This is a genomic window from Enterobacter cloacae complex sp. Mu1197 (assembly GCF_040059225.1).
GTDB classification, from domain to species: Bacteria; Pseudomonadota; Gammaproteobacteria; order Enterobacterales; family Enterobacteriaceae; genus Enterobacter; species Enterobacter quasiroggenkampii.
Map to the genome: position 1 here is coordinate 923,393 of NZ_CP157375.1, position 14,351 is coordinate 937,743.

Consider the following 14,351-nt stretch of genomic DNA (forward strand, 5'->3'; position numbering starts at 1 on the left):
TTCGCTGGGGGCACTCTTGCCCCCGCTGTTGTGGAGGTGACGTATGTGCGAACTGCTCGGGATGAGCGCGAATGTGCCAACCGATATCTGCTTTAGTTTCACCGGGCTGGTGCAGCGCGGTGGAGGAACCGGGCCGCATAAAGACGGCTGGGGCATCACCTTCTACGAAGGCAAAGGGTGTCGCACGTTCAAAGATCCACAGCCCAGCTTTAACTCACCGATTGCCAAACTGGTGCAGGACTATCCCATCAAGTCCCGCTCGGTGATCGCCCACATTCGCCAGGCTAACCGCGGCGAAGTCGCGCTGGAAAATACCCATCCGTTTACCCGCGAGCTGTGGGGCCGTAACTGGACCTACGCGCACAATGGGCAACTCACGGGCTATAAGTCGCTGGAAACGGGCAATTTCCGCCCGGTTGGCGAAACCGACAGCGAAAAAGCCTTCTGCTGGCTGCTGCACAAGCTGACGGAGCGCTATCCCCGTACGCCAGGCAACATGGCTGCCGTGTTTAAATACATCGCGACGCTGGCGACCGAGCTACGTGAAAAAGGCGTGTTCAACATGCTGCTCTCTGACGGCCGCTATGTGATGGCGTTCTGCTCGACGAATCTGTTCTGGATCACCCGCCGTGCGCCGTTTGGCGTGGCGACGCTGCTGGATCAGGATGTGGAGATAGACTTTCAGAAGGAGACCACACCGAACGATGTGGTCACTGTTATTGCAACGCAGCCGCTGACGGGCAACGAAACCTGGCAAAAGATTATGCCAGGCGAGTGGGTGCTATTTTGTCTCGGGGACCGTGTAATTTGACGCCAGCTGTGGATGGACGACTTCGTGGCTCAGCGGTTTGCTGACCACGTAACGGCCATCTACGATAGAGACCACCGGTGGCTTGTGGGTCTGCTCAAAGTAGTCATAACCCGGCTTCAGCTGTTGCCAGAAATCCGCGTAGTATGAGTACTTGTGACGTGCCATGTTGGCGTCCGTCATGCGGAACGGATAGATGCTGACCTGTACGCTAGGCTGCCCAAAGACCAGCGCGCCGGTCACGAACTGGAAGATCTCATCAATGCCGGAATCGGTCATCGCATAACAGCCGATAGACACGCAGGCACCGTGGATCATCAGGTATTTACCTTCATAACCGTGCGCACGGTCATAGGCATTCGGGAAGCCGATGTTAATGGCTTTATAGAAGCGGCTGTCAGGCTTGAGCTGGCTGCGCTGAACGTTGTAGAACCCTTCCGGACTTTTGAAGTCGCCCTGACGTTGTTTTGGCCCCAGTCCGCCGGAGTAGTTACAAATTTTGTAACTATCAAGCAGCTGGTATGTCTCGCCCATCTTCACAAACAGATCGAGAGTGCGTTCTTCCTTGAAGATTTGAATATAAACCGGCGATCCCATTAACTGCTGTTTATATTCCTTGCTGACCGGCGTCGTTGAGCTATTACTGCTGAGCAGTCCGGCAAACGACATGCACGGAATCAGAAGCATCGCAATGAACAATGCGATTTTACGCATACTACTAGTTCCTTGATAAAACCATGACCAACTTGCCAGGACGGCAAAAGAGACCCGAAATCAGATTATTCTGTTAGGAGCGCTCACATTAGCACCGCTATAGATTTTCGCAAGAGCCGGGCGGTGAGTTTACAAATTAGTTTTACTTTATAAACCATCAAAATCGCGATGGCTCCAGGAACTTTGCGCATTAGCTCGCAATTTGGCGCGCGCGACGGCGGTTTCCCTGCCCGCGAGAAGGGGAAAATGTTACACTTCGCGGCCACTGGATTGTTGTTCATGGAAACCTGCTAACCACATGTTTAAAATAAAAAAAGGACTTGATCTGCCGATTGCAGGCGTGCCCGCGCAGCACGTTTCGACAGGCGCACGTGTCCGTCATGTCGCCATTGTGGGCGACGACTACCTGGGAATGCGACCTTCTATGCTGGTACAGGAAGGCGATCGCGTGATCACAGGACAGGCGCTCTTTGAGGACAAAAAAAATCCCGGCGTGATGTTCACGGCCCCCGCAAGTGGCACCGTTGTGGCGATTAACCGTGGCGAACGACGCGTTCTGCAGTCGGTGGTTATCCGCCTTGAAGGCAACGAACAGCGTGAATTCGCCCATTACGATGCCGCAGACCTCGCGTCGCTGAGCCGTGACGCTGTTCAGGCTCAACTTCTGGCATCCGGTTTATGGACCGCGCTTCGTACCCGTCCCTTCAGCAAATCCCCTGTGCCGGGCACGGAACCGGCCGCGATTTTTGTCACGGCAATGGACACCAACCCGCTCAGCGTGGACCCGCAGCCGGTTATCCTGGCGCAGCGCAAAGCCTTTGATGCCGGGCTGACCGTGTTAACCCGCCTGACGTCGGGGAAAGTCCACGTTTGCCAGGTCGGCGGCGGCAAGCTCGGCGGACATCCGCAGGGGCAGGTCACGTTTAATGCGTTTGCGGGCCCGCATCCGGCGGGTCTGGTTGGAACGCACATCCACTTTCTTGAGCCGGTAAGCCTGGCGAAACAGGTCTGGCACCTTAATTATCAGGACGTCATCGCCATCGGGAAGCTCTTCACCACCGGAGAGCTGTGCGCGGAACGCGTCATCGCCATCGGGGGGCCGCAGGCGGTTAACCCGCGTCTGGTGAAAACGCTGATTGGCGCGGATATCAATGAACTGCTGACTGACGAAACCAAAGCGGGCGAAAACCGGCTGATTTCCGGTTCGGTCCTCAGTGGCCGCCATGCCGTGCAGGCGCACGCCTATCTGGGACGTTTTCATTTGCAGGTCAGCATTGTGCAGGAAGGGCGCGACAAAGAGCTGTTCGGCTGGGTGCTGCCCGGTGCGGAAAAATACTCCGTCACCCGGACCACGCTGGGCCACTTCCTGCGTAACAGGCTGTTTAACTTCTCGACCACTACGCACGGTGGCGAGCGCGCCATGGTCCCGATTGGCAACTACGAGCGCGTCATGCCGCTGGATATTCTGCCGACCATGCTGTTGCGCGATCTGCTCGCCGGTGACACCGACAGCGCGCAGGCGCTGGGCTGCCTGGAACTGGACGAAGAAGATCTGGCGCTCTGTACCTATGTCTGTCCGGGAAAATACGAATATGGACCGGTATTGCGCGAGGTGTTAACCCGCATTGAGCAGGAAGGATAACCGATGGGCTTAAAACACCTCTTTGAAAAAATGGAGCCGCACTTTACCGAAGGGAAGCTCAAAAAGTACTACCCGCTGTATGAAGCAACGGCAACCATTTTCTATACGCCGGGTCTGGTGACGAAGGGGGCGGCGCACGTTCGTGACGCCATCGACCTTAAACGGATGATGATTCTGGTGTGGTTTGCAGTCTTCCCGGCGATGTTCTGGGGAATGTACAACGTCGGTTTGCAGACCCTTCCGGCGCTGCACCACATGTACGATGCGCAGCAACTGGCGCAGGTGCTTCAGTCTGACTGGCACTACCGCCTGGCCCAGTCGTTAGGGGTGAACTTTGCGCCAGACGCGGGCTGGATCAGCATGATGACGCTGGGCGCGGTGTTCTTCCTGCCGATTTACCTCACGGTATTTATCGTGGGTGGCTTCTGGGAAGTGCTGTTCGCCATCATCCGTAAACATGAGATCAACGAAGGTTTCTTCGTGACCTCGATTCTGTTTGCCCTGATTGTCCCGCCAACCTTACCGCTCTGGCAGGCGGCGCTGGGCATCAGCTTTGGCGTGGTCATTGCTAAAGAAATTTTCGGCGGCACCGGGCGAAACTTCCTCAACCCGGCGCTGGCGGGACGTGCTTTCCTCTTCTTTGCCTATCCGGCGCAAATCTCAGGCGATCTGGTCTGGACGGCGGCAGACGGTTTTTCCGGTGCGACGCCGCTTTCACAGTGGGCGGCACACGGCGGCGAAACGCTGGTGAACAACGCGACGGGTCAGCCCGTGACCTGGTTTGATGCCTTTATTGGCAACATTCCCGGCTCTATCGGTGAAGTCTCGACGCTGATGATTTTAATTGGCGGGGCGATCATCCTGTTTGGGCGCGTGGCCTCCTGGCGGATTGTGGCAGGCGTGATGATCGGCATGGTGCTGACCGCCACGATGTTCAACCTTATCGGTTCGTCCACTAACCCGATGTTCTCCATGCCCTGGTACTGGCATCTGGTGCTGGGGGGCTTCGCGTTCGGCATGATGTTCATGGCAACGGACCCCGTCTCGGCCTCGTTTACCGATAAAGGTAAATGGAGCTATGGCGTGCTCATTGGCGCGATGTGTGTCCTGATCCGCGTGGTCAACCCGGCGTATCCGGAAGGGATGATGCTGGCGATTCTGTTTGCCAATCTGTTTGCGCCACTCTTCGATTACCTGGTGGTGCGGGCCAACATCAAGCGGAGGAAGGCGCGTGGCTGAAGTCAAAAATAACGACAGCATCAGCAAAACGCTGCTGGTGGTGCTTGTGCTCTGTCTGGTCTGCTCCATTGTCGTGGCCGGTTCTGCCGTGGGGTTAAAACCCCTGCAGCAGGAGCAACGTGCCCTGGATAAACAGCGCAACATTCTGGCCGTGGCCGGGCTGATGCAGGAGGGGATGAACGCAGATGAGGTTTCGGCCGTCTTTGCCGAACGAATTTCCGCGCGGCTGGTGGATTTAAAAACGGGTGAACTGCTGGATAAAGACCCGGCAACCTTCAACCAGGCGCTGGCGCTGAAAGATCCGCAGATGAGCCTGACGCTCGAGGCATCGCAAGACCCCGCCGGGATTAAGCGCCGCAGCAATCTCGCCGAAATATACCTGGTGCGTGACACCCAAAAACGCATTCAGGAAGTGGTGCTTCCTGTCTACGGCAACGGCCTGTGGTCAATGATGTATGCCTTTGTGGCCCTTGATACGGATGGCCGCACCGTTAAAGGCATTACGTATTATGACCAGGGCGAAACGCCGGGGCTGGGCGGCGAAGTGGAAAATCCGAACTGGCGGGCACAGTTTGTCGGCAAGAAAGTGCTCGACGATAACGGTCTGCCTGCGCTGAAGGTGATGAAAGGAGCGGCACGTCCCGGTGACGACTACGCGGTCGACGGGCTTTCCGGCGCCACGCTCACCTCAAACGGCGTGCAGCACAGTTTTGATTTCTGGATGGGCGAGCTGGGCTTTGGTCCTTTCCTGAAAAACGTACGTGAAGGAGCGCTGAACAATGGCTGATACCGGTGAACTGAAAGAAGTGAAAAAGGTGCTCATTGGCCCACTGCTCGCCAATAACCCGATCACGCTGCAGGTGCTGGGCGTCTGTTCAGCCCTGGCGGTGACCACCAAGCTGGAAACAGCGGTGGTGATGACGCTGGCCGTCACGCTGGTCACGGCGTTCTCCAGCATGTTTATCTCGATGATCCGCCACCACATTCCCAACAGCGTGAGGATCATCGTGCAGATGGCGATCATCGCCTCGCTGGTGATCGTGGTCGATCAGCTGCTGCGCGCCTTCGCCTATGAAACCTCCAAACAGCTCTCGGTGTTTGTCGGGCTGATTATCACCAACTGTATCGTCATGGGGCGTGCGGAAGCCTACGCCATGAAAATGCCGCCGCTGGCGAGCTTTATGGACGGCATCGGCAACGGGCTGGGCTACGGCGCGATCCTGCTTACCGTGGGGTTCCTGCGAGAGCTGATTGGCAGCGGTAAGCTGTTTGGCATCACGGTGCTGGACACGGTGCAAAACGGCGGATGGTATCTGCCAAACGGCCTGTTCCTGCTGGCCCCTAGCGCATTTTTCATTATCGGTTTGTTGATCTGGCTGATTCGTACGTTGAAACCAGAACAGCAGGAAAAGGAGTAACCGACGATGGCTCATTACCTGAGTTTGTTTGTGCGCGCGGTGTTTGTTGAAAACATGGCGCTCGCGTTTTTCCTCGGCATGTGTACGTTCCTTGCTGTGTCTAAAAAGATCTCCACGGCATTTGGCCTGGGCGTGGCGGTCACCGTTGTGTTGGGGCTTTCGGTTCCGATTAACAATCTGGTGTACAACTTCGTGCTGCGGGATGGCGCGCTGGTGGAAGGGGTTGATCTCAGCTTCCTGAACTTCATTACCTTCATCGGGGTGATCGCGGCGCTGGTGCAAATCCTGGAGATGATCCTCGATAAGTACTTCCCTTCACTCTACAACGCGCTGGGGATCTTCCTCCCGCTGATCGCGGTGAACTGCGCCATCTTCGGCGGCGTCTCGTTTATGGTTCAGCGTGATTACAACTTCAGTGAATCCGTGGTGTACGGTTTTGGTTCCGGCATCGGCTGGATGCTGGCGATTGTCACCATGGCGGGGATCCGCGAGAAAATGAAATATGCTAACGTGCCTGCGGGTCTGCGTGGCTTAGGGATCACCTTTATCACCACCGGGCTGATGGCGCTGGGCTTTATGTCCTTCTCCGGTGTGCAGCTATAAGGGCTAACAGATGGAAATTATTCTTGGCGTGGTGATGTTCACGCTGATTGTACTGGTGCTGTCAGGACTCATTCTGGCGGCGCGCGCGAAGCTGGTCAATTCCGGCGACGTGGTGATTGATATTAATGACGATCCGCAGAATCAGATCCGCACGCCTGCGGGAGATAAACTGCTCAACACCCTCTCCGGTAACGGTATTTTTGTCTCCTCAGCCTGCGGCGGCGGCGGCTCCTGCGGGCAGTGCCGCGTGACGGTAAAAGAGGGCGGTGGCGATATTTTGCCCACCGAGCTGGCGCATATCACGAAGCGTGAGGCAAAAGAGGGCTGCCGTCTGGCCTGCCAGGTCGCGGTGCGTCAGAACATGAAGATTGAACTGCCGGAAGAGATTTTCGGCGTCAAAAAATGGGAATGTGAAGTTATCTCTAATGATAACAAAGCCACCTTTATCAAAGAGCTGAAGCTGCGCGTACCGGAAGGGGAAGATGTCCCGTTCCGCGCCGGCGGATACATTCAGATTGAGTGTCCTGAGCATACCGTGGCATATGCGGACTTCGACGTTCCGCAGGCGTACCGCGCCGACTGGGACAAATTCAATCTCTTCCGCTTTGTATCAGAGGTAAAAGAGCCGACGCTGCGCGCCTACTCGATGGCCAACTACCCGGAGGAGAAGGGCATTATCATGCTCAACGTGCGTATCGCCACGCCGCCACCGAATGTGCCGGATGCGCCGCCGGGCGTGATGTCGTCATACATCTGGTCTCTGAAGCCGGGAGATAAGGTGACCATCTCCGGTCCGTTCGGGGAGTTCTTCGCGAAAGATACCGACGCGGAGATGGTCTTTATCGGCGGCGGTGCCGGTATGGCCCCGATGCGCTCGCACATTTTTGACCAGCTCAAGCGGCTCGGCAGCAAGCGTAAAATCAGCTTCTGGTACGGGGCGCGCTCGCTGCGCGAAATGTTCTACGACGACGAGTTTGAACAGCTGGCACGTGAAAACCCGAACTTTACCTTCCACGTAGCGCTTTCCGATCCGCAGCCGGAAGATAACTGGACGGGCTATACGGGGTTCATCCACAACGTGCTGTATGAAAACTACCTCAAACAGCACCCGGCGCCCGAGGACTGCGAGTTCTATATGTGCGGTCCGCCGATGATGAACGCCGCCGTGATTAAGATGCTGAAAGATCTCGGCGTCGAAGATGAGAACATCATGCTTGATGACTTTGGAGGCTGATGATGCTGACGTTTCTGGCAACCTTTGTGGTTTTTGTGCTTGTCATCTTCGGCATGTCGTTAGGCTGGATCGTTAAGCGGAAAAGCATTCAGGGCAGCTGCGGCGGTATTTCCTCCATTGGTATGGAGAAGGTCTGCGACTGCCCGGAACCGTGCGACGCCCGCAAAAAACGCATGGCGCGCGAGCAGCAGCGCATTATTTAAGTTTTTGTAGGCCGGGTAAGGCAACGCCGCCACCCGGCATTCTTACATCTGCTTCTCAATTCTCATTTATTTACTGTATACTTATCCAGTGATGAGTGAGGGCTTACTATGCGCAAAATAATCCATGTTGATATGGACTGCTTTTTTGCCGCAGTGGAGATGCGAGACAACCCGGCGCTGCGGGATATTCCCATCGCCATTGGCGGCAGCCGCGTTCAGCGTGGTGTCATCAGCACCGCCAACTATCCTGCGCGCAAATTTGGCGTGCGAAGCGCCATGCCGACGGCGATGGCCTTAAAGCTTTGCCCTCATCTCACGCTTCTGCCCGGGCGGTTTGACGCCTATAAAGAGGCTTCCCTTCATATTCGGGAAATTTTCTCCCGCTATACCTCTCTGATAGAGCCGCTGTCGCTGGACGAAGCCTATCTGGATGTGACCGACAGCGTGCACTGCCACGGCTCCGCCACCCTGATGGCGCAGGAGATCCGCCAGACGATTTTCAACGAGCTGAATCTGACGGCATCGGCGGGTGTGGCGCCCGTTAAGTTCCTTGCCAAAATCGCCTCGGATTTAAATAAGCCCAACGGTCAGTACGTCATTACGCCGGAAGAGGTGCCTGCATTTTTAAAAACGCTGCCGCTCGGCAAAATCCCCGGGGTAGGAAAAGTCTCCGCCGCAAAGCTGGAAAGCATGGGGTTACGCACCTGTGAAGACGTTCAGCGAAGCGATCTCGCGATGCTGCTTAAGCGCTTCGGGAAGTTTGGCCGCGTGCTGTGGGAGCGCAGCCAGGGGATTGACGATCGCGATGTGAACAGCGAACGGCTTCGGAAATCCGTTGGCGTCGAGCGCACCCTCATTGAAGATATTCATGACTGGTCCGAGTGCGAATCTATTATCACGGAACAGCTCTACCCGGAGCTGGAACGACGCTTAAGCAAGGTAAAGCCGGACCTGCTCATCGCCCGTCAGGGTATCAAATTAAAATTCAACGATTTCCAGCAGACCACGCAGGAACACGTCTGGCCGCGTCTGAATAAAGACGATCTTATCGCGACGGCAAAAAAGGCATGGGAAGAGCGACGAGGTGGGCGAGGGGTGAGGCTGGTGGGATTGCACGTCACGCTGCTGGATCCGCAGTTAGAGCGACAGCTGGTATTGGGATTGTAGATTGTTTTAATCGTAGGCCCGGATCGCTACGCGTCACCGGGCATCAAACGGCGAATTACTTAACTGGGATCGCTTTCAGCAGTTCAGTCAGCAGCGTCCAGTAATGGCCAACGCTTTCGATATGAACCTGCTCATCCGGCGAGTGCGGACCGGTAATGGTTGGCCCGATAGATACCATGTCCATGTCCGGGTACGGTTTCTTGAACAGACCGCATTCCAGACCCGCGTGGATCACCTGAATGTTCGGCGTGCTGTTGAACAGACGCTGATAGGTTTCACGCACCAGCGCCATCACCGGAGAGCTTGCATCCGGCTGCCAGCCCGGGTAGCTGCCTTTGGCTGAGGTTTTTGCTCCCGCCAGCGTGCCCAGAGATTCCAGCATGCTCACCACATACTCTTTACCGCTGTCGATAAGGGAACGGATCAGGCAGATGATCTCCGCGCTGTCGTCGCTCATGGTTACCACGCCCACGTTCAGTGAGGTCTCCACCACGCCTTTCGCCACGTCAGAGTTGCGGATCACGCCGTTTGGCGTCGCGTTCAGCAGCTGAACGAAGGTGTCACGAGACTTCGCGGTCAGCGCGGCTTTATCCGTGGAGACGGATTCCAGCACCACTGTCAGATTCTTCTCTTTCGCCGACAGTTCGTTTTTCAGGATATCCAGGTACACGGTGGAGAGTTTTTTCAGCTCGTCGGCTTTTGCCGCTGGCACTGCCACGGTGGCGAAGGCTTCGCGTGGGATCGCGTTGCGCAGGGTACCGCCGTTGAAGTCCACCAGACGCAGATCCAGCTCAGCCGCATGGCCTGCCAGGAAGCGGGCCAGCAGCTTGTTGGCGTTGCCCAGACCCAGATGAATATCACCGCCGGAGTGGCCGCCTTTCAGCCCTTTCAGCGTCAGCTTGAAGGTCTGGAAACCGGCAGGGATCGCTTCGCGTGACAGCGGCAGGGTAGAGATGAAATCAATCCCGCCCGCGCAGCCCATGTAGATCTCACCTTCTTCTTCGGAGTCGGTGTTGATCAGGATATCCGCCTGCAGCCAGTTCGCCTGCAGACCGAACGCCCCGTCCATGCCCGCTTCTTCGGTCATGGTCAGCAGCACTTCCAGTGGACCGTGCTCAACGCTGTCGTCAGCCAGCACGGCCAGCGCAGAGGCCATACCGATGCCGTTATCCGCGCCCAGGGTGGTGCCGCGCGCTTTCACCCAGTCGCCGTCGATGTACGGCTGGATCGGGTCTTTGGTGAAGTCATGAACGGTGTCGTTGTTCTTCTGTGGCACCATGTCCAGGTGCGCCTGCAGCACAACCGGTTTACGGTTTTCCATGCCTGCGGTGGCGGGTTTGCGGATCAGAATGTTGCCAACCTGGTCACGTTCCGCATGCAGACCTTTTTCCTTCGCCCAGCCCATAATATGTTCGGCAAGCTGTTCTTCATGGTAGGAAGGGTGTGGAATGGAACAGATTTTGGCAAAAATATCCCACAGCGGCTGCGGAGATAGTTGAGACAGTTCAGACACGATAAGTCTCCTTGTCGAGGCGCTGCAAACAGGGTTGCAGGTCACAGGGTTAGCAGGTTAATAGTTACCACAAGTCAGGCTTGCGAGATGAAACTGAGAATACCACTTTCTCTGCTGGCTGGTAGCATAAAGCATGTAAAAACTCAGGCTGAGGGCGCTAAACACTGGTTTTTAGTGCGTCAGATCTCTATAATCTCGCGCAACCTATTTCCCCCTCGAACACTTTTTAAGCCGTATAAAAACAGGCTGGGACACTTCACATGAGCGAAAAATACGTCGTCACCTGGGACATGTTGCAGATTCACGCACGCAAACTGGCTGCGCGTCTGATGCCTTCCGAACAGTGGAAAGGCATTATTGCCGTCAGCCGTGGCGGTCTGGTACCGGGGGCGCTGCTGGCACGTGAGCTGGGTATTCGTCATGTCGATACCGTCTGCATCTCAAGCTATGACCATGACAACCAGCGTGAGCTGAAGGTGCTGAAACGCGCGGAAGGCGACGGTGAAGGCTTCATCGTTATTGATGACCTGGTGGATACCGGCGGTACCGCGGTCGCTATCCGCGAGATGTACCCGAAAGCGCACTTCGTCACTATCTTTGCGAAGCCTGCTGGCCGTCCGCTGGTCGACGATTACGTGATTGATATCCCGCAGGATACCTGGATTGAACAGCCATGGGATATGGGCGTGGTCTTCGTACCGCCAATTTCAGGCCGTTAATACCAGTACGTAACTTTACACGCCCGGCTATGCCGGGCGTTGTTCTTTTTGGCCTGCCACGCGTTACAATAGTCTTCATATGACGTATTCATGGAGGCAACGCAATGACGCAGGCGAATCTCACCGAGACACTTTTCAAACCCCGTTTCAAACACCCTGAAACGTCGACGCTGGTGCGTCGCTTTAATCCGGGGACCCAGCCTGCCGTCCAGTCCGCGTTAGACGGTAAAAACGTGCCCCACTGGTATCGTATGATTAATCGCCTGATGTGGGTCTGGCGCGGTATCGATCCTCGTGAAATCCTTGATGTGCAGGCGCGTATCGTGATGAGTGAAGCCGAGCGCACCGACAGCGAACTCTATGATACGGTGGTGGGGTACCGGGGGGGAAACTGGATCTACGAGTGGTCTAAACAGGCGATGCTCTGGCAGCAAAAAGCCACCCAGGAAGAGGATGCCACGCGCAGCGGCAAGCACTGGCTGCATGCGGCCAATCTCTACGCCATTGCCGCGTATCCCCATCTGAAAGGTGATGAGCTGGCTGAGCAGGCACAGGCGCTGGCGAATCGCGCTTACGAAGAGGCGGCTCAACGCCTGCCGGGCCAGATGCGCGAACTCGAGTTTACCATTCCGGGTGGGTCATCCATCACCGGGTTCCTGCATATGCCTGAAGGTGAAGGTCCGTTCCCGACCGTCCTCATGTGCGGGGGGCTGGATTCGTTGCAGATCGATTATTACAGCCTGTATGAGCGTTACTTCGCGCCAAAAGGGATCGCGATGCTGACGCTGGATATGCCCTCAATTGGCTTCTCATCCAAATGGAAACTGACGCAGGATTCCAGCCTGCTGCATCAGCATGCGCTAAAAGCGCTGGAAAACATCCCGTGGGTTGACCACACCTGCGTGGCGGCATTTGGCTTCCGCTTTGGTGCAAACGTCGCGGTGCGTCTGGCTTACCTTGAATCCTCCCGCCTGAAAGCCGTCGCTTGTCTTGGTCCGGTCGTTCACGCCCTGCTCAGCGATCCCGCCCGCCAGGGGAGCGTGCCCGAAATGTACCTTGATGTGCTGGCCAGCCGTCTTGGCATGCATGATGCATCAGACGAAGCGCTGCGCGTGGAGCTCAATCGCTACTCGTTAAAAACGCAAGGGTTACTGGGACGTCGCTGCCCAACGCCGATGCTGTCGGGTTTCTGGAAAAACGATCCGTTCAGTCCGGAAGAAGAGTCGCGCTTAATCACGTCGTCATCTGCGGATGGCAAACTGCTCGAGGTGCCGTTCAGCCCGGTCTATCAGAATTTCGATAAAGCTCTGAAAGAGATTACGCGCTGGATCGCTCAGAGATTGTGTTAATAGATTGCTAAATTTCGCTGGTTTGGTAAAACAGTGGCTTCACAAAAGGAGATCGCAATGACGTTACCGAGTGGACACCCGAAAAGTAGATTGATTAAGAAGTTCATGGCTCTTGGCCCGTATATTCGAGAAGAGCAGTGTGAAGAGAATCGCTTTTTTTTCGACTGCCTGGCTGTATGCGTCAACGTGAAGCCTGCACCCGAAAAACGTGAATTCTGGGGCTGGTGGATGGAAATGGAAGCAGAGGAAAAACGCTTTACGTATAGCTACCAGTTTGGTCTGTTTAATAAAGACGGCAACTGGCAGGCGACCACCATTAAAGATCAGGAAGTGATTGACCGCCTGGAATACACGCTGAAAGAGTTCCACGATAAGGCACGCGCGCTGCTGGCCACTCTGGATCTCAGGTTCGAGCCAGCGGATGACTTTTCCAGCGAAGCGGTGAAGCTGACTGCCTGATAGCGTCACAGCGCCGGGTGGCGGCTTCGCCTTACCCGGCCTACAGAATGCACTATCCCGTAGGCCCGGTAAGCGCAGCGCCACCGGGCAAAAAAAATCCCGGCTTATCTGTCGGGATTTTCTTATTCGGATAATTTTAGAACTGGTAGGTCATACCCAGAGCAACAATGTCATCGCTGCTCACGCCCAGTTTATTATCGTCGTCAATCTGGTTGATTTTATAATCAACAAACGCGGACATATTTTTGTTGAAGTAATAGGTCGCGCCAACGTCAATATATTTCACCAGATCTTCGTCACCAATACCTTCGATATCTTTGCCTTTAGACTGGACATAACCCAGGGAAGGACGCAGACCGAAATCGAACTGATATTGTGCGACGACTTCAAAGTTCTGCGCTTTATTGGCAAATCCGCCAGAAATTGGCGTCATATTGCGGGTTTCTGAATACATCGCTGCCAGATAAATATCGTTCGCGTCATATTTCAGACCGGTAGCCCAGGCTTCGGCTTTCTGCCCCTGGCCACGCGCCAGCAGGTTTTGCGCATTGGTGCGGTCAGAGTTCGTGTAAGCACCGCTGACGGCGAAATCGCTGCCGCCGAAGTCATAGCTCAGAGAGGTACCAAAACCGTCACCATTTTGTTTCTTGGCGTCACGGTTTTCGTTTTTGCCCTGGTACTGAAGGGTCATGTCCAGACCGTCAACCGCGCCGAAGAAGTCGGTGTTACGGTAGGTAGCAAGACCGGTCGCACGCTTGGTCATGAAGTTATCGGTCTGCGCCGAAGAGTCGCCGCCGAACTCAGGGAACATGTCGGTCCATGCTTCGACGTCATACAGGGCACCCAGGTTACGACCGTAATCCAGAGAACCAAAGTTTTTCAGCTTCAGGCCCGCGAACGCCAGACGGGTTTTCTGAGAGGAGTCGCTCTCGGCTTTGTTACCGGCAAATTCAGATTCCCAACGACCATAGCCCGTCAGCTGATCGTTAATCTGGGTTTCGCCTTTAAAACCGAAACGCACGTAAGTCTGATCGCCATCTTTGGTGGCATCATCGCTGATGTAGTGCATGGCTTTCACTTTGCCGTACACGTCCAGCTTATTACCATCTTTATTATAAACTTCAGCTGCGTGAACGGATGCAGAAGCCACTACGCCCATAACCATTAATGCCAGAGTGCTCTTTTTCATTTTCGATCCTGTCTTATAAACGCGCTAAAAAATTCGCTGGACGATAAGCTCATGCTTAAGTCCCGTGAAAAAACAGGAAGGGTTTTATCGTTCT

Annotated in this window: 15 protein-coding genes; 12 read left to right on the plus strand and 3 right to left on the minus strand. The window is 55.5% G+C overall.

The window, feature by feature from the left end; all coding sequences use genetic code 11:
• Positions 1-43: 43 nt before the first annotated feature.
• Complete coding sequence (locus tag ABFV38_RS04295; RefSeq protein ID WP_008500262.1) at positions 44-811, plus strand: class II glutamine amidotransferase; 768 nt, start codon at positions 44-46, stop codon at positions 809-811.
• On the opposite strand, the gene dpaA is transcribed toward ABFV38_RS04295, so the two are convergent.
• Positions 782-1,522 carry a peptidoglycan meso-diaminopimelic acid protein amidase gene (dpaA, locus tag ABFV38_RS04300; RefSeq protein WP_167214374.1) on the minus strand — a complete coding sequence of 247 codons (741 nt, stop codon included), beginning with the start codon at positions 1,520-1,522 and terminating at the stop codon, positions 782-784. The two genes, ABFV38_RS04295 and dpaA, sit on opposite strands and share 30 nt — an antisense overlap.
• 298 nt (positions 1,523-1,820) lie before the next feature.
• On the opposite strand from dpaA, the gene ABFV38_RS04305 reads away from it, so the two are divergent.
• From ABFV38_RS04305 to dinB, 8 genes are all read left to right on the plus strand, one after another.
• Positions 1,821-3,164: a Na(+)-translocating NADH-quinone reductase subunit A gene (locus tag ABFV38_RS04305; protein ID WP_348958587.1), complete on the plus strand. Its 1,344-nt coding sequence runs from the start codon at positions 1,821-1,823 to the stop codon at positions 3,162-3,164.
• A gap of 3 nt (positions 3,165-3,167) precedes the next feature.
• A complete protein-coding gene (locus ABFV38_RS04310) occupies positions 3,168-4,403 on the plus strand; it encodes an NADH:ubiquinone reductase (Na(+)-transporting) subunit B (protein WP_252077509.1) in 1,236 nt (411 codons plus the stop codon).
• Entirely contained in the window at positions 4,396-5,190 is a 795-nt protein-coding gene (locus tag ABFV38_RS04315) for a Na(+)-translocating NADH-quinone reductase subunit C (RefSeq protein ID WP_348958589.1), read from the plus strand. Before ABFV38_RS04310 ends, ABFV38_RS04315 begins: the two co-directional genes overlap by 8 nt.
• A complete protein-coding gene (locus ABFV38_RS04320) occupies positions 5,183-5,821 on the plus strand; it encodes an NADH:ubiquinone reductase (Na(+)-transporting) subunit D (RefSeq protein WP_024909466.1) in 639 nt (212 codons plus the stop codon). Before ABFV38_RS04315 ends, ABFV38_RS04320 begins: the two co-directional genes overlap by 8 nt.
• A gap of 6 nt (positions 5,822-5,827) precedes the next feature.
• Positions 5,828-6,424, plus strand: a complete 597-nt coding sequence (gene nqrE, locus ABFV38_RS04325) for an NADH:ubiquinone reductase (Na(+)-transporting) subunit E (protein ID WP_348958592.1) — start codon at positions 5,828-5,830, stop codon at positions 6,422-6,424.
• Between the two features lie 10 nt (positions 6,425-6,434).
• Positions 6,435-7,658: an NADH:ubiquinone reductase (Na(+)-transporting) subunit F gene (nqrF, locus tag ABFV38_RS04330; protein ID WP_032646969.1), complete on the plus strand. Its 1,224-nt coding sequence runs from the start codon at positions 6,435-6,437 to the stop codon at positions 7,656-7,658.
• Positions 7,658-7,861: a (Na+)-NQR maturation NqrM gene (nqrM, locus tag ABFV38_RS04335; RefSeq protein WP_023615899.1), complete on the plus strand. Its 204-nt coding sequence runs from the start codon at positions 7,658-7,660 to the stop codon at positions 7,859-7,861. The genes nqrF and nqrM overlap by 1 nt, the downstream gene beginning before the upstream one ends.
• A gap of 108 nt (positions 7,862-7,969) precedes the next feature.
• Positions 7,970-9,028: a DNA polymerase IV gene (gene dinB, locus ABFV38_RS04340; RefSeq protein WP_048029970.1), complete on the plus strand. Its 1,059-nt coding sequence runs from the start codon at positions 7,970-7,972 to the stop codon at positions 9,026-9,028.
• 55 nt (positions 9,029-9,083) lie between these two features.
• On the opposite strand, the gene pepD is transcribed toward dinB, so the two are convergent.
• Positions 9,084-10,541 carry a cytosol nonspecific dipeptidase gene (pepD, locus tag ABFV38_RS04345; RefSeq protein ID WP_032646976.1) on the minus strand — a complete coding sequence of 486 codons (1,458 nt, stop codon included), beginning with the start codon at positions 10,539-10,541 and terminating at the stop codon, positions 9,084-9,086.
• A gap of 260 nt (positions 10,542-10,801) precedes the next feature.
• On the opposite strand from pepD, the gene gpt reads away from it, so the two are divergent.
• The 3 genes from gpt (at position 10,802) to crl (ending at position 13,068) form a co-directional block, all read left to right on the plus strand.
• Positions 10,802-11,260 carry a xanthine phosphoribosyltransferase gene (gene gpt, locus ABFV38_RS04350; protein WP_003863205.1) on the plus strand — a complete coding sequence of 153 codons (459 nt, stop codon included), beginning with the start codon at positions 10,802-10,804 and terminating at the stop codon, positions 11,258-11,260.
• 104 nt (positions 11,261-11,364) lie between these two features.
• Positions 11,365-12,609: an esterase FrsA gene (gene frsA, locus ABFV38_RS04355; protein WP_348958595.1), complete on the plus strand. Its 1,245-nt coding sequence runs from the start codon at positions 11,365-11,367 to the stop codon at positions 12,607-12,609.
• Between the two features lie 57 nt (positions 12,610-12,666).
• Positions 12,667-13,068, plus strand: a complete 402-nt coding sequence (crl, locus tag ABFV38_RS04360; protein WP_045909842.1) for a sigma factor-binding protein Crl — start codon at positions 12,667-12,669, stop codon at positions 13,066-13,068.
• A 136-nt stretch (positions 13,069-13,204) separates the two neighbouring features.
• On the opposite strand, the gene phoE is transcribed toward crl, so the two are convergent.
• Complete coding sequence (gene phoE, locus ABFV38_RS04365; RefSeq protein ID WP_008501878.1) at positions 13,205-14,257, minus strand: phosphoporin PhoE; 1,053 nt, start codon at positions 14,255-14,257, stop codon at positions 13,205-13,207.
• Positions 14,258-14,351 lie beyond the last annotated feature (94 nt).

Excerpts from the sequence above, each read along its gene's own strand:
- crl (WP_045909842.1), top strand. The coding sequence starts at position 12,667 with ATGACGTTACCGAGTGGACACCCGAAAAGTAGATTGATTAAGAAGTTC.
- nqrF (WP_032646969.1), top strand. The coding sequence starts at position 6,435 with ATGGAAATTATTCTTGGCGTGGTGATGTTCACGCTGATTGTACTGGTG.
- dpaA (WP_167214374.1), bottom strand. The coding sequence starts at position 1,522 with ATGCGTAAAATCGCATTGTTCATTGCGATGCTTCTGATTCCGTGCATG.
- gpt (WP_003863205.1), top strand. The coding sequence starts at position 10,802 with ATGAGCGAAAAATACGTCGTCACCTGGGACATGTTGCAGATTCACGCA.
- ABFV38_RS04320 (WP_024909466.1), top strand. The coding sequence starts at position 5,183 with ATGGCTGATACCGGTGAACTGAAAGAAGTGAAAAAGGTGCTCATTGGC.
- nqrE (WP_348958592.1), top strand. The coding sequence starts at position 5,828 with ATGGCTCATTACCTGAGTTTGTTTGTGCGCGCGGTGTTTGTTGAAAAC.
- ABFV38_RS04310 (WP_252077509.1), top strand. The coding sequence starts at position 3,168 with ATGGGCTTAAAACACCTCTTTGAAAAAATGGAGCCGCACTTTACCGAA.
- dinB (WP_048029970.1), top strand. The coding sequence starts at position 7,970 with ATGCGCAAAATAATCCATGTTGATATGGACTGCTTTTTTGCCGCAGTG.
- phoE (WP_008501878.1), bottom strand. The coding sequence starts at position 14,257 with ATGAAAAAGAGCACTCTGGCATTAATGGTTATGGGCGTAGTGGCTTCT.
- frsA (WP_348958595.1), top strand. The coding sequence starts at position 11,365 with ATGACGCAGGCGAATCTCACCGAGACACTTTTCAAACCCCGTTTCAAA.
- ABFV38_RS04295 (WP_008500262.1), top strand. The coding sequence starts at position 44 with ATGTGCGAACTGCTCGGGATGAGCGCGAATGTGCCAACCGATATCTGC.
- nqrM (WP_023615899.1), top strand. The coding sequence starts at position 7,658 with ATGATGCTGACGTTTCTGGCAACCTTTGTGGTTTTTGTGCTTGTCATC.
- ABFV38_RS04305 (WP_348958587.1), top strand. The coding sequence starts at position 1,821 with ATGTTTAAAATAAAAAAAGGACTTGATCTGCCGATTGCAGGCGTGCCC.